Genomic DNA, 21,774 nt, shown 5'->3' with positions numbered 1-21,774 from the left:
TGCGTTGACTTAGCGGCGGATGCGGGCTTGCAGGAACGACAGCACCTCAGCCACTGGCAGTGGTTGCGCGTCACGTTCGGTGCGGTGCTTGTATTCCAGGTTGCCTTCGGCCAGGCCGCGGTCGCTGACGACGATGCGGTGTGGAATGCCGATCAGTTCCATGTCTGCGAACTTGATGCCTGGGCTGGTTTTCTTGTCACGGTCGTCCAGTAGCACTTCGAAACCAGCCGCGGTCAGCTCGGCATAGAGCTTGTCGGTGGCTTCGCGAACCTGCTCGGTTTCGTAGCGCAGCGGTACCAGGGCAATCTGGAATGGGGCCAGGGCATCGCTCCAGATAATGCCGTTATCATCGTAGTTCTGCTCGATGGCCGCAGCTACCACGCGCGATACACCAATACCGTAGCAACCCATGCTCAGGGTTACCGGTTTGCCGTTATCGCCCAGTACCTGGCACTTGAGCGCCTCGCTGTACTTGGTGCCCAGTTGGAAGATGTGCCCAACTTCGATGCCGCGCTTGATCACCAGGGTGCCTTGGCCATCAGGGCTTGGGTCACCGGCAACAACGTTGCGCAGGTCGGCTACCTGTGGAACGGGCAGGTCACGCTCCCAGTTGACGCCGAAATAGTGCTTGTCGTCGATGTTGGCGCCGATACCGAAATCGCTCATCAAGGCCACCGAGCGGTCGATGATGCACGGCAGTGGCAGGTTCAGCGGGCCAAGGGAGCCTGCACCTGCGCCGATGGCGTCACGCAGTTCTTCGTCGCTGGCCATGACCAGAGGGCTGGCAATTTCTGGCAGGTTGGCGGCCTTGATTTCGTTCAGCTCGTGGTCACCGCGAACGACCAGGGCAATCAACTTGCCTTCTTCGGCAGCATGAACGATCAGGGTCTTGACGGTCTTCTCGATCGCCAGATTGTAGTTCTCTACCAGTTGCGCGATGGTCTTGGCGTCGGGGGTGTCGACCAGGCGTAGCTCTTCGGTAGGTGCAGGGCGCACGGTTTCCCGTGGAATCGCCTCGGCTTTCTCGATGTTGGCGGCATAATCGGAGCTGTCGCTGAAGATCACGTCGTCTTCACCGGACTCGGCCAGTACATGGAATTCGTGGGAGTAGCTGCCGCCGATGGAACCGGTGTCGGCTTGCACTGGACGGAAGTCCAGGCCCAGGCGTGTGAATATGTTGCTGTAAGCCAGGTGCATGCGGTCGTAGGTTTCCTGCAGGGAAGCCTGGTCGGCATGGAACGAGTAAGCGTCCTTCATGATGAATTCGCGACCGCGCATCAGACCGAAGCGTGGACGGATTTCGTCACGAAATTTGGTTTGGATCTGGTACATGTTCAACGGCAGCTGTTTGTAGCTGTTGAGCTCGTTGCGGGCGAGGTCGGTGATGACCTCTTCGTGGGTTGGTCCCACGCAGAACTCGCGGCCGTGACGGTCTTTCAGGCGCAGCAGTTCAGGGCCGTACTGCTCCCAACGACCGGACTCCTGCCACAGCTCTGCAGGCTGGATGCTTGGCATCAGCACTTCCAGGGCGCCGGCGGCGTCCATTTCCTCGCGGACCACGGTCTCAACCTTGCGCATTACCCGAAGGCCCATCGGCAGCCAGGTATAAAGGCCGGAGGCGAGCTTGCGGATCATGCCGGCACGCAGCATGAGCTGGTGGCTGATGACGACCGCGTCGGACGGGGTTTCTTTCTGGGTAGCGAGCAAATATTGACTGGTGCGCATGGTAGGCCGTTGTCGGTTGCTTAAGACTTAAAATGACCCCGCATTGTACGGGGGCGATTCGGTGGCGTACAGGATGCCGGAGCACGAAGGCGTTGTCAGCCCGGTTCAAGACAAGAAAAAGCCCGGCAGTGCCGGGCTTCTTCGTACTGGGAATACTGAAAGCCCGGGGCTTACAGGATGCTCAGCGGGTACTCGACGATCAGACGCAGCTCGTCGATCGATGGCGAACCGTAGTACACACCATCGCCGGAACGGTAGGTCGCTTGACGGACGCGGAAGCTCAGGTCCTTGGCAGCGCCTTCTTGCAGCACATACTTCACGTCGATGTCGCGTTCCCATTCCTTACCGTCGTCGGTGGTACGGGTCTTGGCATCGGTACCACGGGCGTAACGCGTCATGAAGGTCAGGCCAGGCACGCCGAACTCAGCGAAGTTCAGGTCGTAGCGGGCTTGCCAGGACTTTTCGTCTTCGGCGTTGAAGTCGGAACGGGCAATGGAGTTCGCCAGGAAGATCGAGCCACCACCGTCGATGCCGTAGGCATAGTCGCCGTCACCGCTCAGAGCCTGGTATGCCAGGGTGAAGGTATGAGCACCAATGTTGTAGGCGCCGGAAAGGCTGAACGCGGTGTTGTCGAGCTCGCCGCCGCGGGTGCGGTAAGCGCCGGTGCGGTTGTCGCCGATGGACTTGGTGTCATAGATGTTGAAGTCGAACACCAGGCCTTGGTTGTCGCTGATTGGCAGCGCCCAGTTGATGTTGCCGTACCATTTGCGGAAGTGGTCTTCTACATGAGAGTAGTAGACGCTGGAGCTGAGGTTGTCAGTGAGGGCGTAGGTGCCACCAATGACGTCGGCTTGGGTCAGACCAGGATTTTTGAGGCGGTCATCATCAAGGCCACCAATGCTGTCATGGTAGGACTGTGATTGCGCATTCAGCGCGGTGAAGCGACCAGCGTTCACCTCCAGGCCTTTGATTTCGTTGGTGGTCAGCAGGAAGCCTTCAACGGTTTCAGGCAGCAGACGGCTGTCGTCTGTTGCCAGGACCGGCATGGCAGTGAACTGGGTGCCGTATTTCAGCACGGTGTCGGAGATGCGCATTTTGACTGCGCCGCCGCCTTCGGAGAACGAGTCTTCGGAGCGACCGTCGGAGCCGGTAGGGAATTGGCCGGTGCCGGCGCGACCTTTGCCGCTGTCCAGTTTCAGGCCGAGCATGCCGATCGCGTCAACACCAAAGCCTACAGTACCTTGAGTGAAGCCCGATTCGTAGGTGCCGAGAAAGCCCAGACCCGTTTCTTCAGCACGGCTTTGCTCGCTACTTGGAACGTTGCGGAAGTCACGGCTGAAATACAGCATCCGAGTTTTGACGCTCAGTTGGCTGTCTTCGATAAAGCCCTTGGATTCACTCTGAGAAGACGCAATTGCCATCTGCGAGGTGCCTGCTGCAACAGCCAGGGCGATCATGCTCCACTTCATCACGCGCATCGTGATTTGCTCCTTTGGTTTTTAGGAAGAGTACTGCCGTCGCCGATTGGTTTTTTTATGCGGCGCGGCTCTTTCTTTTTGTGTCGGCGGAAATGTATATCACGCTGACTGTAGTTGGCGATATGGGGATAAAGAACCTTTCGGTAACTTTATGGTCATGTCGCTAACGGTTAAGTCCCTGTCGCAAATCACGCCCCGGTTTTCGCGGGTCGTGCAACTCCAGCGCTGTTCCGAGCGGCTTAAGGATAGGTAAAAAACATCTAACCCCCACATCCCCGGAACTCCCTGGTTCACCCATGCAACTGTTGTTATTTGTCGCACTTCACCGCCTCCAGTGCAGGTGTCGTGCCGACTGTGGCGAAAGGGAATGCAACAAGCGTGCTCAAAATTCCGCACAGTTCACAAAATTTTCACAACGGCGCTAATCGCAGGACGAAAGCCCCGTAAATCCGGGGGCTAAGATCGGTTGGTTTGCTGGTCTGTGTCGTTCGGGAATAAGCGCAAAAGCTGTCCGTTAAGTCAAAGCGTTACCGTTAAAGTCGTGCGCTGAGTAGTTTGCGGATACTTTGAGTGCTGGCATCCGCAGCAGGGCCTCATTTTGGTGCGAAAAGTAGCGTTTACCAGGATGTCAGGCTGTTACCTGATTCGGTGCAGGGAGTCCGATGGCAAAAAAACGTTCAAAGCGGTGCGCTTCATGCTGATCTACCGGCTGTCCGGCGGTGCTCCAGCATGCAAACGGAGGTATCCTGCAGCATTAGGTCTGCGGCGCAGGGTTTGGCGGTGAGTGGACAAGGTATTAAACAGTTGTAGGAGATTCTCCCGTGTTTGAATTGGACCCACGCTTGCAGCAAGACACCTATGTGCTTGGGGACTTCCCCCTTTCGCGACTGTTGTTGAGTAAGGATGCCAACTACCCGTGGTTTATTCTGGTGCCGCGTCGCGCGGGTATCAGTGAGTTGTTTCAACTTGATGACAGCGAGCAGCAGCAATTGTGGAAAGAAACCACCGCGCTGGCTGAAACACTTAAAGACTGTTTTGCTGCCGACAAAATGAATGTTGCCACGCTTGGCAATGTCGTCAGTCAACTTCATATGCACGTTATAGTGCGCCGCCGTAATGATCCGGCCTGGCCTGCTCCGGTCTGGGGTAGCAAGCCGGCGACCGCTTATACTGCTGAACAAGTTGCAGGCATTCGCCAGCGACTGGCGACTGTTCTCGATGACAACTTCACATTCGCCGAGGCTTAAGACATGACACTCGAAGCGCGGGTAACAGAGTTGGAGAGCCGTTTGGCCTTCCAGGACGATACGGTGCAAACCTTGAACGATGTCCTGGTCGAACAGCAGCGGATTGTCGAGCGGTTGCAGTTACAGATGGCAGCGCTGCTCAAACGTTACGAAGAGATGGTCGGCCAGTATCAGAGCAGCGAGGAGGAAGCGCCGCCGCCACATTATTGATCGGCGCGCATCCCCAGGCATAAAAAAACCGCGGACGCTTTGGCTCCGCGGTTTTTTTCTGCTCGATCAGCGCCGTGGGGCGGCGATTACATCTTCTGCCTGCAGGCCTTTGTCGCGATTCATGACCGAAAACTCCACACGTTGGCCCTCGACCAGTACGCGGTGACCTTCGCCACGAATAGCGCGAAAGTGCACAAAGATGTCATCGCCAGAATCACGCGAGATGAAGCCGAAGCCTTTGGAAGTGTTGAACCACTTGACCGTCCCGGTATCACGGTTGGTCATGTCGTATTGAGGGGCCTGGCTACGGGCACTGCCGGTTTTGAGGAAGCCGGCAACCAAATGCACCACTACGGCCAGCAGGGCACAGCCCAGGGCTGGCAGGTTGCCCAGTTCCGGGCGGGCCAGCAGGGTAAGCGTCTGTAACACCACTGCCAGCACCAGCAAGACGCTCGCCAGGCGTTGCAGGTGGAGGCGGGCACCTTTGTAGTAATGGGGTACTACGGGAGCGAGGAGCAGGTTAAGCAAACCGAAAAGTGCCAGGTAAACGGCTTCCGGTTGTTGCAGCAGCGGTTGCGCATCAGTTCTGAGGCTGGGAATGAAGGACAGCAGCAAAGCTGCAGCGCCCGTCAAAAGGTGGACGATTTTGAACATGTTGGTTGGCTCACATTTATAAGGCACATCACAGGAAGAGCTGACATCACGGCGCGCATTGGGTTGAGAAGCGCAAAAACGTGAGAAAAGGTCAGCCTATGCGCCCCTGCATTAACAATCGTCAGAGACGGCACGCCGCCTATTTAACAGCAAAGCCGGGGGCTTCTCAAATCATAGGCCCGCCGTGTGTCGCTTGCCTTGGATCAAGGTCTCGCTGCCTGCAGCCAGCGGTCGCAAGTCTCTGGCTGCAGGCGGTGACGAGTCTTGATACAGTGGGGCGTACCTGCTTGATCATCAAACATCATGGAAAGGGGAATCGCATGGCTATTGATATCGGTATTAGCGAAGAAGATCGCAAGTCTATCGTCGATGGATTGTCGCGACTCTTGTCGGATACTTATGTACTTTACCTGAAGACTCATAACTTTCACTGGAACGTGACCGGTCCGGCTTTTCGGACATTGCACTTGATGTTCGAAGAGCAATATAACGAACTGGCGTTGGCGGTTGATTCCATTGCAGAACGAATTCGCGCTTTGGGTTTCCCGGCGCCGGGTGCTTATTCCATTTATGCACGCCTGTCTTCGATCAAGGAAGAGGAAGGCGTGCCGGCAGCCGATGAAATGATCAAGCAACTGGTTGAAGGGCAGGAGGCCGTGACCCGCACAGCCCGGGGTATTTTCCCGCTGCTGGACAAGGTCAGCGACGAGCCCACCGCAGACCTTTTGACCCAGCGCATGCAGGTGCACGAGAAAACGGCGTGGATGCTGCGCTCGTTGCTTGAAGGCAAGTAATCTCACGCCCTTCAAACAGTTGGTAGCCAGCGCCCGAACCACGATGTTCGGGCGTTTTGTTTGGTGGGGAAGTAGTTCTGTTCTTACATGATTCTTCGCAGGTTATCGAGGAATCCTACAATTAGAGTGAGTGGGTCTGCTGGATTCAATGCGCGGGTGCAGTGCTTATTAGGGTTCATCTTCAGGTAATAGCGATTGCCCGGAGTTGTTTCCCCGATAGTTAAAGTGCGTGGTGCTTGTATGTCTTCATGGATGAATCGTGTGGGGCGCGTGGCGGGCGATACCGGTACAGAGGGTATCGATCCGTTCGAGGCGGACTTCAATATGGGCCTGGCACAGCCATTGTCACGCTCGGTCCGACTGAACGGATTTGCCACTTGTCTGCGTCTGGAGGAAATCTACTGGCACGTGCTTGAACGGATTGCCCAGGCAAACCATTGCTCGGTCAACGCCGTGCTGTCCTACGTGGATCGCGAGGTGCACCTGCGTCATGGCGGGGTAAAAAATTTCAGTGGCCTGATTCGGGTGGTCTGTGTGGTCTATCTGCTGGGCACCCAGGTGACACGCTAGTCGGTTGTCGGGCTGCACAGCACTCCTTAACCATATATAATCCCGCTCTTTACTGCCTGAACCCGCCCGCGCTGTGGTTAACGAGACACACTTATGCCCCTGTACGACTATCAATGTGCTTCCTGCGATCACCAGATGGAAGTCCTTCAGAAGATCAGCGCAGAGCCGCTGAGCGATTGCCCGGCCTGTCAAAAGCCGGCGCTGAAGAAGCTGATCTCCGCACCGGGGTTCCGTCTGGGCGGTACAGGCTGGTACGAAACCGACTTCAAGACCGGTGCAAAGAAGAATCTTGCGGGCGGCGACAAAGCCGACTGAGTTGAATGCACCGGCCGGGTCTTGCACTATTAGCCTTTTGTGGCGCCAAGACCTCCACTGAACACACGAATGACGAGAAGCGAAACCACCATCATGATGCGCAGCCATTATTGCGGCCAACTGAACGAGAACCTGGAAGGTCAGGAAATTACCCTTTGCGGATGGGTCCATCGTCGCCGCGACCACGGCGGGGTGATTTTCCTCGATATCCGTGACCGCGAAGGCATGGCCCAGGTCGTATTCGACCCGGATCGCGCAGACAGCTTTGCTGCCGCCGATCGCGTGCGTAGCGAGTACGTGGTGCAGATCACCGGTAAGGTACGCCCACGTCCAGCGGGCGCTGTGAATGCCAATATGGCGTCCGGTGCCATCGAAGTGCTGGGTTATGAGTTGACCGTCCTGAACGAAGCGGAAACCCCGCCGTTCCCGCTCAACGAGTACTCCGACGTCGGCGAAGAGACCCGCCTGCGCTATCGCTTCATCGACCTGCGTCGCCCGGAAATGGCCGAGAAGCTGCGTCTGCGCTCGCGGATCACCACCAGCATCCGTCGCTTCCTCGATGAAAACGGCTTCCTCGATGTTGAAACACCAATCCTCACCCGTGCCACTCCGGAAGGCGCGCGTGACTACCTGGTGCCGAGCCGTACCCACGCTGGCAGCTTCTTCGCACTGCCGCAATCGCCGCAGCTGTTCAAGCAATTGCTGATGGTCGCGGGCTTTGACCGCTACTACCAGATCGCCAAGTGCTTCCGCGATGAAGACCTGCGTGCCGATCGTCAGCCAGAGTTCACCCAGATCGACATCGAGACCAGCTTCCTCGATGAGTCCGAGATCATGGGCCTGACCGAGAGCATGATCCGCAAGCTGTTCAAGGAAGTCCTGGACCTGGAGTTCGGCGAATTCCCGCACATGACCTTCGAAGAAGCCATGCGCCGCTACGGCTCCGACAAACCAGACCTGCGTAACCCGCTGGAACTGGTTGATGTTGCCGATCAGCTCAAGGACGTAGAGTTCAAGGTCTTCAGTGGCCCGGCCAACGATCCGAAGTGCCGTGTTGCCGCCCTGCGCGTTCCTGGCGCTGCCAGCATGCCGCGCAGCCGCATCGACGAGTACACCAAGTTCGTCGGCATCTATGGTGCCAAGGGCCTGGCGTACATCAAGGTCAACGAGCGCGCCAAAGGCGTTGAAGGTCTGCAATCGCCAATCGTCAAGAACATCCCTGAAGCCAACCTCAATGTGATTCTCGATCGCGTTGGCGCGGTCGACGGCGACATCGTGTTCTTCGGCGCCGATAAAGCCAAGATTGTCAGCGAAGCACTGGGTGCACTGCGGATCAAGGTCGGCAACGACTTCAACCTGCACACCTGCGAGTGGGCCCCGATGTGGGTTGTCGACTTCCCGATGTTCGAAGAGAACGACGACGGCAGCTTCACTGCCCTGCATCACCCGTTCACAGCGCCCAAGTGCACGCCTGAAGAGCTGGCGGCCAACCCGGCCACCGCGCTGTCGCGTGCTTACGACATGGTCCTCAACGGTACTGAGCTGGGTGGCGGTTCGATCCGTATCCACCGCAAGGAAATGCAACAGGCGGTCTTCCGCTTGCTGGGTATCGAGGCAGCAGAACAGGAAGAGAAGTTCGGCTTCCTGCTCGACGCCCTGAAGTTCGGTGCACCGCCGCACGGTGGCCTGGCTTTCGGTCTGGACCGTCTGGTCATGCTGATGACTGGCGCCCAGTCGATTCGTGAAGTGATCGCCTTCCCGAAAACCCAGAGCGCCGCTTGTGTCATGACTCAGGCGCCTGGCTTGGTCGATGCGAAGGCTCTGCGCGAGTTGCACATCCGTCTGCGTGAACAGCCCAAGGCTGAGTAAGTAGACCCCGGGCGCATCCAAATGGATGCGCCTTTGCGTTAAGCGGTACGGAATTTATTGTTCCTGCCCGATTGTTGTCGGGCAGGGGCGTGGCATTGTTTCAAAGGATTCGGAGTCGTTATGGCTGGTCATTCCAAATGGGCAAACATCAAGCACCGCAAAGAGCGTCAGGACGCCAAGCGGGGCAAGATCTTCACCAAGTGGATTCGTGAGCTGACCGTTGCTGCCAAGCAGGGCGGCGGTGATCCGGGCACCAACCCGCGTCTGCGTCTGGCGCTGGACAAGGCGTTGGGTGCCAACATGAGCCGCGACATCATCGACCGGGCCATTGCCCGCGGTGCTGGTGCGACCGAGGCCGATAACGTTGAAGAGCTCAGCTACGAAGGCTATGGCCCTGGTGGCGTGGCGATCATGGTCGAGGCCATGACCGATAACCGCAACCGTACCGCAGCTGCCGTGCGCCATGCCTTCAGCAAATGTGGCGGCAACCTGGGTACTGACGGTTCCGTGGCCTACCTGTTCGAGCGTAAAGGACAGATCAGTTTTGCCGCTGGGGTCGACGAAGATGCGTTGATGGAAGCGGCAATGGAAGCCGACGCTGACGACGTGGTCAGCAACGAAGATGGCTCCTTTGATGTGTTCACCTCGTTTGCCGGCTTCTATGCCGTGCGCAATGCCTTGGAAGAAGCAGGGTTCAAGGCGGCGGACGCCGAAATTGTCATGCAGCCGACCACCAGTGCCGAACTGGACCTCGAGGGTGCGCAAAAGGTGCTCAAGCTGATCGATATGCTGGAAGATCTGGACGACGTACAGAACGTCTACTCCAATGCTGAGATCCCCGATGAGGTCATGGAGCAACTGGGTTAACTCGCTTCCAGCCGATTTTCTCCAAGCCGGGTCTGCTTGCAGGTGTACTGTACCTGCAAGCAGATCCGGCTTCTGTCTTTACAACGACGCCTAAGCGCGTCATTGAGTATGCAGGCGTTATGACTCTGATTCTTGGCATCGACCCGGGCTCGCGCATTACAGGCTACGGTGTGGTGCGCCAGGGGCCCCGGGGCTGTGAGTATGTGGCATCCGGGTGCATTCGAACCGGTAGCGGCGAGTTGCCCGAGCGCTTGCAGATAGTCTTTCGCGGGGTGCGCGAAATCATCAGCCAGTACGGGCCGGTAACCATGGGGATCGAGCGAGTGTTCATGGCCCGCAACGCCGATTCAGCGCTTAAATTGGGGCAGGCCCGCGGCGCCGCTATCGTGGCGGCCATCGAGGAGGGGCTGGAGATTTCCGAGTACAGTGCGACCCAGGTCAAGCAAGCGGTTGCCGGTACCGGTGGCGCTAATAAGGAGCAGGTGCAGATGATGGTTATGCACTTGCTCAAGTTGACCAAAAAGCCGCAGATCGATGCTTCCGATGCCCTGGCCATCGCCCTGTGCCATGCCCATACTCGCTCCAGCTTGTTACCCCATGGGCTTTCCACTGCACGAAGCCGTAGCGGACGTCTGCGGCTCTGATAGCATCATGCGCTGAAACAAATTTTGACCGGGCAATGCCATCGGCCATTGCATTTGCTGTTAGGGTTGGTCGGTTGTTTGCCGGCGCCCATGAGGAAGGATTGCAACGTGATTGGACGTTTGCGCGGTACATTGGCTGAAAAGCAGCCGCCGCACCTGATTGTTGATGTCAATGGCCTGGGCTATGAGCTCGAAGTGCCCATGACAACCTTGTATCGTTTGCCCAAGATTGGCGAAGCGGTAACGTTGCACACCCACCTGGTGGTGCGTGAGGACGCTCATCTGCTCTACGGCTTTCATGAAAAGCGCGAGCGCGAACTGTTCCGTGAATTGATCCGCCTCAACGGCGTAGGTCCCAAATTGGCCCTGGCGTTGATGTCGGGCCTTGAGGTCGACGAACTGGTGCGCTGTGTTCAGGCGCAGGATACGTCGGCGTTGGTCAAGGTACCAGGTGTCGGCAAGAAGACTGCCGAGCGCCTGCTGGTCGAGCTTAAAGACCGCTTCAAAGCCTGGGAAACCTCTCCTGCCATGTTCGCCCTGGTGCCCAATGGACCAGCGCCTGTGGCCAGTGTGTCCAGCGCCGAAGCCGATGCCGTCAGCGCGCTGATTTCCCTGGGCTACAAACCCCAGGAAGCCAGCAAGGCGGTGGCTGCTGTCGATGCCAAGGGTTTGAGCAGCGAAGAACTGATCCGCCGCAGCCTGAAGGGAATGATCTAAGTGATTGAAGCTGATCGGCTGATAGCCGCCACCGGGCGTGACCGCGAAGAGGTCCAGGATCGGGCGATTCGCCCGCTGCGTCTGGCCGAATACATTGGTCAGCCAGTGGTGCGCGAGCAGATGGCCCTGTTCATTCAGGCGGCGCGCGGACGCAGCGAGTCGCTGGATCACACGCTGATCTTCGGCCCGCCGGGGTTGGGCAAGACCACCCTGGCCAACATCATCGCGCAAGAAATGGGCGTATCGATCAAGAGCACTTCGGGCCCGATTCTGGAACGACCAGGCGACCTGGCGGCATTGCTGACCAATCTCGAACCTCACGATGTGTTGTTCATCGATGAGATCCATCGCCTGTCACCGATTGTCGAAGAAGTGCTGTACCCGGCCATGGAAGATTTCCAGCTGGACATCATGATTGGCGAGGGACCGGCAGCCCGTTCCATCAAGCTCGACCTACCGCCTTTCACCCTGGTCGGCGCCACCACGCGGGCCGGCATGCTGACCAACCCGTTGCGTGACCGTTTCGGTATTGTCCAGCGCCTGGAGTTCTACAACACTGAAGACCTGGCCACTATCGTCAGCCGCTCCGGTGGCATTCTCGGTTTGCCGATCGAAGATGAAGGGGCTTTCGAGATCGCTCGCCGGGCGCGAGGTACGCCACGCATTGCCAACCGCCTGCTGCGTCGGGTGCGAGACTTTGCCGAGGTTCGGGGCAAGGGGCATATCACCAAGCCGATCGCCGACATGGCGCTGAACCTGCTAGATGTCGACGAACGTGGTTTCGATCATCAGGACCGTCGCCTGCTGCTGACCATGATTGAAAAATTCGACGGCGGGCCCGTCGGGGTCGACAGCCTGGCTGCAGCCATCAGTGAAGAGCGCCACACCATCGAGGATGTACTGGAGCCCTACCTTATTCAGCAGGGCTACATCATGCGTACGCCGCGAGGCAGGGTGGTAACCCGGCATGCTTATCTGCATTTTGGCCTGAACATCCCGAACAGACTGGGTGAGTCGGTCTCTGCCGAAGGTTTTTCTGCCCAGCCCGATGAATGACAGATTTATCTGGTGTTTTCGTGGTCCTATCGGCTGTCATGGAAGGACCACGCTGGCAATACGACATAATCAATGAAAAACAGTTGCTGGGGCGGATTGGCAAGCTGAGGAGTAAGCACTAGAGTATGCGCGCGCAAAATGGGCTTGAGTCGTTCGCACACCGTTGTCGGGTCTATTACGAAGACACTGATGCGGGCGGCGTGGTGTATTACGTCAATTACCTGAAATTCATGGAGCGTGCCCGCACCGAGCGGTTACGCGCCCTGGGCTTTGCCCAGTCGGCATTGGCGCAGGACAACCTGCTGTTCGTTGTTCACTCCAGCGAAGCGCGCTATCACGCGCCTGCGCGGTTGGACGACGAGTTGCGGGTTACCGCGCAAGTGCTTGAGTTGAACCGTGCCAGCCTGCGATTCGTGCAGCAGGTATGGCGCGAAAAAGATGCAACGCTGCTCTGCGAAGGGCAGTTCCTGGTGGCCTGTGTGCGCGCCGATACTTTCAAACCCCGGGCCATTCCCCCAGCGCTGCGAACGGCATTCGCCGAGGCGGGCGATCCGGGTACTCATTCAAATGCAGGAGATTAAGCGTGGAAGCTAACGTCGTCGACCATACCTCCATGTGGAGCCTGGTCAGCAATGCCAGCATCGTGGTGCAGCTGGTTATGCTGGTTCTGGTTGCCGCATCGGTAACGTCATGGATCATGATTTTTCAGCGCAGCACCATGCTGCGTGCCGGTCGTCGAGCGCTGGACAGCTTCGAAGAACGTTTCTGGTCGGGTATCGACCTGTCCAAGCTGTACCGTCAGGCGGGCAGCAACCCCGACCCGGATTCGGGTGTCGAGCAGGTATTTCGTGCCGGCTTCAAGGAGTTCTCACGCCTGCGCCAGCAGCCAGGTGTTGACCCAGATGCGGTGATGGAAGGTGTCGGTCGTGCCATGCGCGTCGCCATTTCCCGCGAAGAAGAGAAGCTTGAGCAGAGCCTGCCGTTTCTGGCCACTGTCGGTTCCACCAGCCCGTATATCGGTCTGTTTGGTACCGTGTGGGGCATCATGAACTCCTTCCGCGGTCTGGCCAGCGCCCAGCAAGCCACCCTCGCCACTGTGGCTCCGGGTATTGCCGAAGCACTGATCGCAACCGCAATCGGTCTGTTCGCTGCAATTCCAGCGGTTATCGCCTACAACCGCTTCGCGGCCCGCAGTGAAGTCTTGATCGGCCGTTACTACACGTTCGCCGACGAGTTCCAGGCCATTTTGCACCGTAAAGTGCACACCAGCGAAGAGTGATCAGGTAAAAGCCCATGGCCCGAGTTCGCCACAAACGCAAGCCGGTCGCCGAGATGAACGTGGTGCCTTACATCGACGTGATGTTGGTACTGCTGGTCATTTTCATGGTGACCGCACCGATGCTCAACCAGGGCGTGAAGGTTGATCTGCCCAAGGTTTCCAGTGAAGCCTTGCCGCAGGACAACAACGTCCAGGTCCTGACTATTTCGATCAAGGCTGACAAGACCTATTACTGGAACCTTGGCAGTGAAGTCGACACCGACAAGCAAATGGACAAGGCCATGACCTTGCCGCAGATGACCGACGCGGTGACCAAGATCATCGCTGCCGGCCGTGACCAGGGCAAACAGACCCAGGTCTTCATTCGTGGCGACAAAACTGTCGACTACGGCGCGGTCATGGGTGCCATGGGCGGGTTGCAAAAGGCAGGTGTCGGTAACGTTGGCCTGATTACCGAGGCGCCCTGATGCAACAGCGAGAGCCATCCGCCTCGGAAAGCTATTTCTGGCCCAGTGTCTGGGCCATTGCGCTGCACGTTCTGGTGTTCGGCATGCTGTTCGTCAGTTTTGCCATGACGCCGGAGCTGCCGCCGGCCAAGCCTATTGTTCAGGCAACCCTGTACCAGCTGAAATCGAAAAGTCAGGCCACCACCCAGACCAATCAGAAGATTGCGGGTGAAGCGAAGAAAACCGCTTCGCGCCAGACCGAAGTCGAGCAGATGGAACAGAAGAAGGTCGAGCAGCAAGCAGTAAAAGCTGCGGAACAAAAGAAAGAAGAAGCTGCTCAAAAGGCGGAAGAAGCGCGCGCCGAAGCCGAAGCGAAAAAGGCCGAACAAGCCAAGCAGGCAGAGGAAGCGAAGAAAACAGCCGAGGCCAAGAAAGCCGAGGAGGCCAAGAAGGCCGCCGAGAAACAACAGGCTGACATCGCCAAGAAGAAGGCTGAAGAGGAAGCCAAGAAAAAGGCTAACGAAGAGGCCAAGAAGCAGGCGGCTGAAGAAGCCAAGAAAAAAGCAGCCGAGGACGCCAAGAAAAAGGCAGCCGAGGATGCCAAGAAAAAAGCAGTAGCCGAGGAAGCAAAGAAAAAGGCTGCTGAAGACGCCAAGAAGAAAGCTGCAGCTGATGCGGCCAAGAAGAAGGCGCAGGATGCGGCCCGCAAGGCAGCAGAAGACAAGAAAGCCCAGGCCCTGGCCGAGCTTCTGTCCGACACTACCGAGCGGCAACAGGCATTGGCTGACGAGCAAGGTGACCAGGTAGCCGGCGATTTCGACGACCTGATCCGTGCACGTGCGGCCGAGGGCTGGGCGCGTCCACCTTCTGCGCGCAAGAACATGACGGTGGTTCTGCAGATCGGCATGCTGCCCGATGGCACCATTACTTCGGTGAGCGTAGCTCGCTCCAGTGGCGATGGTCCGTTCGACAGCTCGGCAGTTGCCGCGGTCAAGAACATTGGTCGGTTAACCGAAATGCAGGGCTTGAAACCGAGCGAATTCAATCCCTATCGTTCATTCAAGATGACATTCACACCTGAGGATCTAGCCTTGTGATTAAACTTCTTCGAGGACTGCTGGTTGTTCTCTGCTGCGTAGCAGGAATGGCCGTGGCAGAAGAAAAGAACATCCTGGTCACCAGCGGCAGTGATCGCGCCACCCCTATCGCGGTCGTACCGTTCGGTCTGCAGGGCGGTAGCGTGCTGCCTGAAGACATGGCCGACATTATCGGTAATGACCTGCGCAACTCCGGTTATTACTCGCCGATTCCGCGCCAGAACATGATCAGCCAGCCTAGCCAGGCCAGCGAAGTCATCTTCCGTGACTGGAAAGCCCTGGGTGCCCAGTACGTCATGGTCGGCAGCATCGTTCCGGCTGGCGGTCGCCTGCAGGTGCAGTACGCACTGTTCAACGTCGCGACCGAGCAGCAAGTGCTGACCGGTAGCGTCTCGGGCAGCGTCGATCAATTGCGCGACATGTCGCACTACATTGCCGACCAGTCTTTCGAGAAACTCACCGGTATCAAGGGTGCGTTCTCTACCCGCATGTTGTACGTCACGGCCGAGCGCTTCTCCACCAACAATACGCGCTACACCCTGCAGCGTTCGGACTACGACGGTGCCCGCGCCGTTACCCTGCTGCAATCGCGTGAGCCTATCCTGTCGCCGCGGTTTGCGCCTGATGGCAAGCGTATTGCCTATGTCTCGTTCGAGCAGAAGCGTCCGCGCATCTTCGTTCAGCACATCGATACTGGTCGTCGCGAGCAGATCACCAACTTCGAAGGCCTGAACGGTGCACCGGCGTGGTCGCCGGACGGTTCGCGCCTGGCGTTCGTGCTGTCCAAGGACGGCAACCCTGACATTTATGTAATGAACATGGGGTCGCGCCAACTGTCTCGTGTTACTGCAGGTCCGGGTATCAATACCGAACCGTTCTGGGGTAAAGATGGTTCGACCATCTACTTTACTTCCGACCGTGGCGGTAAACCGCAGATCTATAAAACCAATGTTTCGGGCGGTGGCGCCGAGCGTGTAACTTTTGTAGGAAACTACAACGCCAACCCTAAACTTTCTGCGGATGAAAAGACTTTGGTGATGATTCATCGCCAACAAGGTTTCACCAACTTCAAGGTGGCTGCTCAAGATTTGCAGCGCGGTAGTGTAAAGATTCTCTCTGAAACAAGTCTTGATGAGTCTCCTACTGTTGCGCCCAACGGCACCATGCTAATCTACGCCACCCGCCAGCAGGGCCGGGGAGTCTTGATGCTCGTCTCTCTCAACGGACGCGTGAGGCTCCCGCTTCCTACCGCTCAAGGCGAAGTCAGAGAACCGTCCTGGTCCCCTTACCTGAACTGACGCGGCGCTTTACGTTGTACTTAACACATTGGGGTTCATTAGGAGTTTCACGATGGAAATGCTGAAGTTTGGTAAGTTTGCTGCGCTGGCTCTGGCCATGGCCGTAGCTGTAGGTTGCTCTTCGAAAGGCGGCGACGACGCTGGTCAAGGCGCTGTTGACCCTAACGCTGGCTACGGTGCCAACACTGGTGCTGTTGACGGCAGCCTGAGCGAAGAAGCTGCTCTGCGCGCAATCACCACCTTCTACTTCGAATACGACAGCTCGGACCTGAAGCCAGAAGCCATGCGCGCTCTGGACGTTCATGCCAAGGACCTGAAAGGCAACGGCGCTCGCGTCGTGCTGGAAGGTAACACCGACGAGCGTGGTACTCGCGAATACAACATGGCTCTGGGCGAGCGTCGTGCGAAAGCCGTTCAACGCTACCTGGTTCTGCAAGGCGTCTCTCCTGCTCAGCTGGAACTGGTTTCCTACGGCGAAGAGCGTCCAGTTGCTACCGGCAACGACGAGCAGTCCTGGGCTCAAAACCGTCGCGTCGAACTGCGTAAGTAATTCGATATGCGAACGTGCCGTCGTGCTCTAACCGTCCTGGCGCTCAGCCTGCCACTCGTGGCCTGGGCTGAGGTTCCTGTTGTTGATGACAACGCTGGCTATAGCGGCGCAAGCAGCTATCCGCCATCGGGTTATGGTACGAACGGCGCCTACGCCGGGGGAGGGGTTACCGCCCCTGCCTCGGCGCAGGGTCAGCTGTTCATGCAACTGCAGCAAATGCAGGATCAGCTATCGCGTCAACAAGGCATCATCGAAGAGTTGCAAAACGATGTTGCGCGCATGAAACAGGAAAGCCTGGAGCGATACCAGGACCTGGATCGGCGTATTGGAACCGGCGCTCCTGCCGAGGCTCCACAGAATTCTTCCGCGGGTGGCGAAGCCGCCGGCGCCGCTGCAGGGGCTGCCGCTGCGCAACAACCAGCAGCCAGCAGCGAACCTGGTGATCCGGCCAAAGAAAAGCTCTACTACGATGCTGCTTTCGACCTGATCAAAGCCAAGGATTTCGACAAGGCCAGCCAGGCGTTCAACGCCTTTCTGCGCAAGTACCCCAACAGTCAGTACGCCGGCAATGCCCAGTACTGGTTGGGTGAAGTGAACCTGGCCAAGGGTGATCTGCAAGCTGCAGGGCAAGCCTTTGCCAAGGTCAGCCAGCTGTATCCCAAGCACAACAAAGTGCCGGATTCGCTGTACAAGCTAGCCGATGTAGAGCGCCGCCTGGGCCACACCGACCGGGTCAAGGGCATTTTGCAACAGGTCATCACCCAGTACCCGGGTACCTCCGCAGCACAGCTCGCTCAGCGCGATCTGCAAAAGCTCTAAACCAGCTGTTTCAAAAGAAACCCGCGCTTGCCGCGGGTTTTTTCGTTAGAATCTCTGCCCTTTTATTGAACTACGCTGCTGAAAACTACGCGATGCCGGGTTTTCAGCAGTGCCTGACGGAGGCGGACAGCCTGTTTAGCTGTTACGCCCGTGGCGACTATGCAAGACACATTACGTATTACCGAAGTTTTTTACTCTTTGCAGGGTGAAACGCGCACCGCTGGCTTGCCCACGGTTTTTGTCCGTCTCACCGGCTGCCCGTTGCGCTGCCAGTATTGCGACAGCGAATATGCCTTCAGTGGCGGCACCGTGCGCACACTCGACTCTATCCTTGAGCAGGTAGCAGGCTTCAAGCCGCGCTATGTCTGTGTCACCGGGGGTGAGCCGCTGGCCCAGCCCAATGCCATTCCTTTGCTCAAGCAGCTGTGCGATGCAGGTTACGAGGTTTCGCTCGAGACCAGCGGCGCGCTGGATATCTCCAAGGTGGATACGCGCGTCAGTCGGGTTGTGGACCTGAAAACGCCGGGCTCCGAGGAAGTGCACCGCAACCGTTACGAGAACATCGAACTGCTGGGCGCAAATGACCAGGTCAAGTTCGTAATCTGTTCGCGGGAAGACTACGACTGGGCGGTGTCAAAGCTCATTCAGTACGGTCTGGAAAAACGTGCGGGTGAAGTGCTGTTTTCGCCGAGCCATCACCAGGTGAGCGCTACAGATCTCGCTGATTGGATTGTGGCCGACAATTTGCCGGTTCGTTTTCAGATGCAGTTGCACAAGCTGCTGTGGAATGACGAGCCGGGACGCTGACAGGAGTGAATGCAATGACTGAGAAACGTGCGGTAATCCTGCTTTCCGGTGGCCTTGATTCGGCAACCGTGGTGGCCATGGCCAAGGCCGATGGCTACAAGTGCTACACCATGAGTTTCGACTATGGCCAGCGTCACCGTGCCGAGTTGAACGCTGCTGCGCGAGTGGCCCGTGACCTGGGTGTGGTCGAGCATAAAGTGATTGGCTTGAACCTGGACGGGATTGGCGGCTCGGCCTTGACCGACAGCAGCATCGATGTGCCCGAGGCGCCCTCTGAGGGCATTCCGGTAACCTACGTGCCGGCGCGCAATACTGTGTTCCTGTCGCTGGCGCTTGGTTGGGCAGAGGTGCTCGAGGCGCGGGATATCTTCATTGGCGTCAATGCCGTGGACTACTCGGGTTATCCGGATTGCCGCCCAGAGTTCGTCAAAGCATTCGAGCGCATGGCTAACCTTGCCACCAAAGCCGGTGTAGAAGGGCAGGGCTTTCGTATCCAGGCGCCGCTGCAGAACTTGAGCAAGGCGCAAATCGTTCAGGCCGGCGTTGCCCATGGTGTCGATTACAGTCTTACCGTTTCCTGCTACCAGGCCGACGACGAAGGCCGTGCGTGCGGTAAATGTGACAGCTGCCGCCTGCGCGCCGATGGCTTTAAAGCAGCGGGTGTAGAAGACCCAACACGATATTTTTAAATTATTTTGCGATGGGGTGTTGATTTCCTGTTAGAAATCAGTATTATACGCGCCATCCAACGGGTCGTTAGCTCAGTTGGTAGAGCAGTTGGCTTTTAACCAATTGGTCGTAGGTTCGAATCCTACACGACCCACCATATGCTGTAAGTCAAAGCCCGCGTCCTGCAAAGGTCGCGGGCTTTTTCGTTTTCATCTTTTTGATTGTCTGGAGTACTGCGTGTCTCACCGTGGGTTCATGACAAAACACTCAAGTTCCCGCATCATGGTTTTCCACTTGAATGCATGACAATCAGGAATAGGCCCGCTTTGCGGGTCACGCATGAGGCATGAAGTAGCTATGACTGAAGGTCGTATCAACGCAGGTTCCGAGGCCGTGAGCAGTCAACCACTGGTATCGATTGTTGCCCCTTGCTATAACGCCGAGAAGTACCTCGAAGTAGCCCTGCAGAGCATCTTCGCCCAGGACTATGGCAACTTTGAAGTGATCATTGTCGATGACGGCTCGACCGACAATAGTCTCGCCATGTTGCGCGCCTTGCAGCAAACCTACGATTTTCAGCTCTACACTCAGCCCAACCAGGGGGTCAGTGCCACATTGAACAATGGCCTGGCCCACGCCAAAGGCGTTTATGTTTCAACGCCTGACCTGGATGACATCATGCTCCCTCATTCGATCAGCACCCGAGTTCGCTATCTCGATGAGCACCCCAAGGTCGGCTGCGTTGGTGCGTTGATTGCCTATATGGACAGCGATGGCGTCGAGATAAAAACCCAGCACCGTAGCAAGGTGAAGAAGTTCAGTTTCGACGAGATCGTCAGTGACGCTGTGGTCATGGGGGCGCCGGGTGCGCTGTACCGGATGGAGGCGATGAAGGCTGCGGGCTTCTACGATCCTGCGATCAAGGTTCAGGATTTCCAGATGACCTTGCGTATTGCCAGCAAGGGTTACGAGATTCATGAGTTGCCGGTGGTGGTTACGCGCTATCGTCGGCATCCCAATAACTTGTCGCGGCGCTTCAAGGTATTGCTTGATGCCGACCTGCAGGCCATGGCGCCTTTTCAAGATCATCCAGGTTACGAGAAGGGCCGCTCGGTCCTGATTCACAAGGCCTTGAAGTACGCTGTGGTGTCAGACAAAAAGTACGCATGGAGCTTGCTGCGCTCCATTCCGTTGCGTCATTTCAACCGTACGACGTTCAAACGACTGAAGCGTCTCGTACTGCACCGTTGATGTTCATCCGCCTACAAAAACGATAACAACTGCACGCAAGGATCAACCTGTGAAGCTTTTCGAGATGCTGAAGGATCGCCGAGAGTACAAGCGACTGCGCGCGATGGACAGGCTTGAACGCAAGGCCGAGAAGATCCGCCTTAGATACCCTCGATACACCATCGGTACCGGAACCTACGGAATCCCCGAAGTGATTGAGTTCGGTGATGACACGGTGCTTAAAGTGGGTTCCTACACCTCGATCGCAGAAGGTGTGCAAATTCTCCTCGGCGGTGAACACCGCACCGACTGGCTGACGACTTATCCTTTCCCAGCGATGGTCGATGAAGTTCGCGACATCAAGGATTACGCCCCGAGCAAAGGTGATGTGGTCATCGGCAGTGACTGCTGGATCTGTACCAATGCAGTCATTCTCTCCGGTGTAACCATTGGCCACGGTGCCATTGTGGCAGCTGGTGCCGTCGTTACCCGTGACGTGCCGCCTTTCGCCGTGGTGGGTGGTAACCCCTGCAAGCAGATCAGGTGGCGCTTCGAAGAGGACGTTCGTGCCCTGCTGCTTGAGGCCGCGTGGTGGGATTGGCCGATGGAAGAGGTCAAGGCGGTGGCGAGAATGTTGTGCAGCACCGACCAGGAGGCATTCCTCGCCTACATCAGGACGCGCAAGGCCCAGTAATCATTTATGATCGCCCGCTTGGCCAGTAGCTCCTGCGGGAAAAGGATGTTGTGTGTTTTTCAGGTCTGTTCTGATCGCCCTCATGTTGGCGGTATCTGCTTGTAGCTCTCACTCCCCAAGTTCCGGGGTTTCTGCCAACAAGGTGGTAGCCGGTAGCTACAAGGTCAAACGTGGCGACACGCTGTACTCGATTGCCACGCGTCACGGCTGGAACTTCAAGGAACTGGCGCGCTATAACGGGATCAGCCCGCCCTATGCGGTTAATGTCGGTCAGACAATTCGGTTCGGCGGATCGAAAGCTACGTCACGAAACAGAACCACTACTGCCAGCAAGCGCAAATCGGTTGCCCCGGCCACCAAGGTGACGCTGCGCGGTTGGGCGTGGCCGGTACAGGGCGCGGTGATTGGTCGCTACTCTGCGGCGGATAAACTCAGCAAAGGCATTCGTATTGCCGCCACTCAAGGGCAACCGGTGTTCGCCAGCCTCGGCGGCAAAGTGGCGTTCGCAACGAATATCCGCGGCTACGGCAACCTGATCATCCTTCAGCATGGTCCCTCCCATGCCAGTGTCTACGGCCACAACAGCAAACTGCTGGTCAAGGAAGGGCAAACTGTCAGCAAGGGCCAGAAAATTGCCGAGGCAGGCGACCTGGATGCCGATCGCGTGCAGCTGTACTTCGAGATTCGCCAGAACGGCAAGCCGCTCGATCCGCTTAGTGTCCTGCCGGCCGCCAGTTGA

25 protein-coding genes and 1 tRNA gene are annotated in these 21,774 nt (G+C 57.4%); 23 read left to right on the top strand and 3 right to left on the bottom strand.

What is annotated here, in order from left to right:
- Positions 1-9 precede the first annotated feature (9 nt).
- Both D3Z90_RS20665 and D3Z90_RS20660 read right to left on the bottom strand, forming a co-directional pair.
- The gene (locus D3Z90_RS20665; RefSeq protein WP_136477778.1) at positions 10-1,725 is read right to left on the bottom strand and encodes a proline--tRNA ligase; all 1,716 of its coding nucleotides are present in this window, start codon (positions 1,723-1,725) and stop codon (positions 10-12) included.
- A gap of 170 nt (positions 1,726-1,895) precedes the next feature.
- Positions 1,896-3,203, bottom strand: a complete 1,308-nt coding sequence (locus D3Z90_RS20660; protein WP_136477777.1) for an OprD family porin — start codon at positions 3,201-3,203, stop codon at positions 1,896-1,898.
- An 821-nt stretch (positions 3,204-4,024) separates the two neighbouring features.
- On the opposite strand from D3Z90_RS20660, the gene D3Z90_RS20655 reads away from it, so the two are divergent.
- Together D3Z90_RS20655 and D3Z90_RS20650 are read left to right on the top strand one after the other, a co-directional pair.
- A complete protein-coding gene (locus D3Z90_RS20655) occupies positions 4,025-4,450 on the top strand; it encodes an HIT domain-containing protein (RefSeq protein WP_136477776.1) in 426 nt (141 codons plus the stop codon).
- A gap of 3 nt (positions 4,451-4,453) precedes the next feature.
- Positions 4,454-4,660, top strand: a complete 207-nt coding sequence (locus tag D3Z90_RS20650) for a SlyX family protein (protein ID WP_136477775.1) — start codon at positions 4,454-4,456, stop codon at positions 4,658-4,660.
- A gap of 66 nt (positions 4,661-4,726) precedes the next feature.
- Here D3Z90_RS20650 and D3Z90_RS27245 read toward each other — a convergent pair whose 3' ends face one another.
- Entirely contained in the window at positions 4,727-5,314 is a 588-nt protein-coding gene (locus D3Z90_RS27245; RefSeq protein WP_136477774.1) for a cold-shock protein, read from the bottom strand.
- Positions 5,315-5,634: 320 nt separating this feature from the next.
- On the opposite strand from D3Z90_RS27245, the gene D3Z90_RS20640 reads away from it, so the two are divergent.
- The 21 genes from D3Z90_RS20640 (at position 5,635) to D3Z90_RS20540 (ending at position 21,774) form a co-directional block, all read left to right on the top strand.
- Positions 5,635-6,108 carry a Dps family protein gene (locus tag D3Z90_RS20640; RefSeq protein WP_136479013.1) on the top strand — a complete coding sequence of 158 codons (474 nt, stop codon included), beginning with the start codon at positions 5,635-5,637 and terminating at the stop codon, positions 6,106-6,108.
- 240 nt (positions 6,109-6,348) lie between these two features.
- On the top strand, positions 6,349-6,678 hold the full coding sequence (locus D3Z90_RS20635; RefSeq protein WP_136477773.1) for a ribbon-helix-helix domain-containing protein: 330 nt from the start codon (positions 6,349-6,351) through the stop codon (positions 6,676-6,678).
- Positions 6,679-6,771: 93 nt separating this feature from the next.
- Positions 6,772-6,993 (top strand): FmdB family zinc ribbon protein, encoded by a 222-nt coding sequence (locus tag D3Z90_RS20630; protein WP_136477772.1) that lies wholly within the window; start codon positions 6,772-6,774, stop codon positions 6,991-6,993.
- Between the two features lie 93 nt (positions 6,994-7,086).
- Positions 7,087-8,862, top strand: coding sequence for an aspartate--tRNA ligase (gene aspS, locus D3Z90_RS20625; protein ID WP_136479012.1), 1,776 nt, complete (start codon positions 7,087-7,089; stop codon positions 8,860-8,862).
- A 120-nt stretch (positions 8,863-8,982) separates the two neighbouring features.
- A complete protein-coding gene (locus D3Z90_RS20620) occupies positions 8,983-9,729 on the top strand; it encodes a YebC/PmpR family DNA-binding transcriptional regulator (RefSeq protein WP_136477771.1) in 747 nt (248 codons plus the stop codon).
- A gap of 119 nt (positions 9,730-9,848) precedes the next feature.
- On the top strand, positions 9,849-10,373 hold the full coding sequence (gene ruvC / locus D3Z90_RS20615) for a crossover junction endodeoxyribonuclease RuvC (protein WP_136477770.1): 525 nt from the start codon (positions 9,849-9,851) through the stop codon (positions 10,371-10,373).
- Positions 10,374-10,481: 108 nt separating this feature from the next.
- Positions 10,482-11,090 (top strand): Holliday junction branch migration protein RuvA, encoded by a 609-nt coding sequence (ruvA, locus tag D3Z90_RS20610; RefSeq protein WP_136477769.1) that lies wholly within the window; start codon positions 10,482-10,484, stop codon positions 11,088-11,090.
- The gene (gene ruvB / locus D3Z90_RS20605) at positions 11,091-12,146 is read left to right on the top strand and encodes a Holliday junction branch migration DNA helicase RuvB (protein WP_136477768.1); all 1,056 of its coding nucleotides are present in this window, start codon (positions 11,091-11,093) and stop codon (positions 12,144-12,146) included.
- A 125-nt stretch (positions 12,147-12,271) separates the two neighbouring features.
- A complete protein-coding gene (gene ybgC, locus D3Z90_RS20600) occupies positions 12,272-12,727 on the top strand; it encodes a tol-pal system-associated acyl-CoA thioesterase (protein ID WP_136477767.1) in 456 nt (151 codons plus the stop codon).
- Positions 12,728-12,729: 2 nt separating this feature from the next.
- Positions 12,730-13,425, top strand: a complete 696-nt coding sequence (gene tolQ / locus D3Z90_RS20595; RefSeq protein ID WP_128322363.1) for a protein TolQ — start codon at positions 12,730-12,732, stop codon at positions 13,423-13,425.
- 14 nt (positions 13,426-13,439) lie between these two features.
- Positions 13,440-13,892: a protein TolR gene (gene tolR, locus D3Z90_RS20590; RefSeq protein WP_136477766.1), complete on the top strand. Its 453-nt coding sequence runs from the start codon at positions 13,440-13,442 to the stop codon at positions 13,890-13,892.
- The gene (gene tolA, locus D3Z90_RS20585; RefSeq protein WP_136477765.1) at positions 13,892-14,968 is read left to right on the top strand and encodes a cell envelope integrity protein TolA; all 1,077 of its coding nucleotides are present in this window, start codon (positions 13,892-13,894) and stop codon (positions 14,966-14,968) included. The genes tolR and tolA overlap by 1 nt, the downstream gene beginning before the upstream one ends.
- A gap of 47 nt (positions 14,969-15,015) precedes the next feature.
- The gene (gene tolB / locus D3Z90_RS20580) at positions 15,016-16,266 is read left to right on the top strand and encodes a Tol-Pal system beta propeller repeat protein TolB (protein ID WP_211201883.1); all 1,251 of its coding nucleotides are present in this window, start codon (positions 15,016-15,018) and stop codon (positions 16,264-16,266) included.
- Positions 16,267-16,318: 52 nt separating this feature from the next.
- Entirely contained in the window at positions 16,319-16,816 is a 498-nt protein-coding gene (gene pal, locus D3Z90_RS20575) for a peptidoglycan-associated lipoprotein Pal (protein ID WP_028943075.1), read from the top strand.
- 6 nt (positions 16,817-16,822) lie between these two features.
- Entirely contained in the window at positions 16,823-17,635 is an 813-nt protein-coding gene (ybgF, locus tag D3Z90_RS20570; protein WP_136477763.1) for a tol-pal system protein YbgF, read from the top strand.
- 159 nt (positions 17,636-17,794) lie between these two features.
- Complete coding sequence (gene queE, locus D3Z90_RS20565; protein ID WP_136477762.1) at positions 17,795-18,442, top strand: 7-carboxy-7-deazaguanine synthase QueE; 648 nt, start codon at positions 17,795-17,797, stop codon at positions 18,440-18,442.
- A gap of 14 nt (positions 18,443-18,456) precedes the next feature.
- On the top strand, positions 18,457-19,131 hold the full coding sequence (gene queC / locus D3Z90_RS20560; RefSeq protein WP_136477761.1) for a 7-cyano-7-deazaguanine synthase QueC: 675 nt from the start codon (positions 18,457-18,459) through the stop codon (positions 19,129-19,131).
- A gap of 61 nt (positions 19,132-19,192) precedes the next feature.
- Positions 19,193-19,268 (top strand) — tRNA-Lys (locus D3Z90_RS20555).
- Positions 19,269-19,468: 200 nt separating this feature from the next.
- Entirely contained in the window at positions 19,469-20,362 is an 894-nt protein-coding gene (locus D3Z90_RS20550; protein ID WP_136477760.1) for a glycosyltransferase family 2 protein, read from the top strand.
- Between the two features lie 49 nt (positions 20,363-20,411).
- A complete protein-coding gene (locus tag D3Z90_RS20545) occupies positions 20,412-21,035 on the top strand; it encodes a CatB-related O-acetyltransferase (RefSeq protein WP_136477759.1) in 624 nt (207 codons plus the stop codon).
- Between the two features lie 52 nt (positions 21,036-21,087).
- Entirely contained in the window at positions 21,088-21,774 is a 687-nt protein-coding gene (locus D3Z90_RS20540; RefSeq protein ID WP_136477758.1) for a peptidoglycan DD-metalloendopeptidase family protein, read from the top strand.

Origin of the sequence: Pseudomonas sp. DG56-2 (assembly GCF_004803755.1) — a bacterium.
GTDB lineage: Bacteria > Pseudomonadota > Gammaproteobacteria > Pseudomonadales > Pseudomonadaceae > Aquipseudomonas > Aquipseudomonas auratipiscis.
This window is presented reverse-complemented; position numbering and strand designations above follow the sequence as displayed.

Excerpts from the sequence above, each read along its gene's own strand:
- ybgC (WP_136477767.1), top strand. The coding sequence starts at position 12,272 with ATGCGCGCGCAAAATGGGCTTGAGTCGTTCGCACACCGTTGTCGGGTC.
- D3Z90_RS20630 (WP_136477772.1), top strand. The coding sequence starts at position 6,772 with ATGCCCCTGTACGACTATCAATGTGCTTCCTGCGATCACCAGATGGAA.
- tolA (WP_136477765.1), top strand. The coding sequence starts at position 13,892 with ATGCAACAGCGAGAGCCATCCGCCTCGGAAAGCTATTTCTGGCCCAGT.
- ybgF (WP_136477763.1), top strand. The coding sequence starts at position 16,823 with ATGCGAACGTGCCGTCGTGCTCTAACCGTCCTGGCGCTCAGCCTGCCA.
- queC (WP_136477761.1), top strand. The coding sequence starts at position 18,457 with ATGACTGAGAAACGTGCGGTAATCCTGCTTTCCGGTGGCCTTGATTCG.
- D3Z90_RS20640 (WP_136479013.1), top strand. The coding sequence starts at position 5,635 with ATGGCTATTGATATCGGTATTAGCGAAGAAGATCGCAAGTCTATCGTC.
- D3Z90_RS20650 (WP_136477775.1), top strand. The coding sequence starts at position 4,454 with ATGACACTCGAAGCGCGGGTAACAGAGTTGGAGAGCCGTTTGGCCTTC.
- aspS (WP_136479012.1), top strand. The coding sequence starts at position 7,087 with ATGATGCGCAGCCATTATTGCGGCCAACTGAACGAGAACCTGGAAGGT.
- tolB (WP_211201883.1), top strand. The coding sequence starts at position 15,016 with ATGGCCGTGGCAGAAGAAAAGAACATCCTGGTCACCAGCGGCAGTGAT.
- queE (WP_136477762.1), top strand. The coding sequence starts at position 17,795 with ATGCAAGACACATTACGTATTACCGAAGTTTTTTACTCTTTGCAGGGT.
- D3Z90_RS20620 (WP_136477771.1), top strand. The coding sequence starts at position 8,983 with ATGGCTGGTCATTCCAAATGGGCAAACATCAAGCACCGCAAAGAGCGT.
- D3Z90_RS27245 (WP_136477774.1), bottom strand. The coding sequence starts at position 5,314 with ATGTTCAAAATCGTCCACCTTTTGACGGGCGCTGCAGCTTTGCTGCTG.
- D3Z90_RS20550 (WP_136477760.1), top strand. The coding sequence starts at position 19,469 with ATGACTGAAGGTCGTATCAACGCAGGTTCCGAGGCCGTGAGCAGTCAA.
- D3Z90_RS20665 (WP_136477778.1), bottom strand. The coding sequence starts at position 1,725 with ATGCGCACCAGTCAATATTTGCTCGCTACCCAGAAAGAAACCCCGTCC.
- pal (WP_028943075.1), top strand. The coding sequence starts at position 16,319 with ATGGAAATGCTGAAGTTTGGTAAGTTTGCTGCGCTGGCTCTGGCCATG.
- tolR (WP_136477766.1), top strand. The coding sequence starts at position 13,440 with ATGGCCCGAGTTCGCCACAAACGCAAGCCGGTCGCCGAGATGAACGTG.
- D3Z90_RS20660 (WP_136477777.1), bottom strand. The coding sequence starts at position 3,203 with ATGCGCGTGATGAAGTGGAGCATGATCGCCCTGGCTGTTGCAGCAGGC.
- ruvC (WP_136477770.1), top strand. The coding sequence starts at position 9,849 with ATGACTCTGATTCTTGGCATCGACCCGGGCTCGCGCATTACAGGCTAC.
- D3Z90_RS20635 (WP_136477773.1), top strand. The coding sequence starts at position 6,349 with ATGTCTTCATGGATGAATCGTGTGGGGCGCGTGGCGGGCGATACCGGT.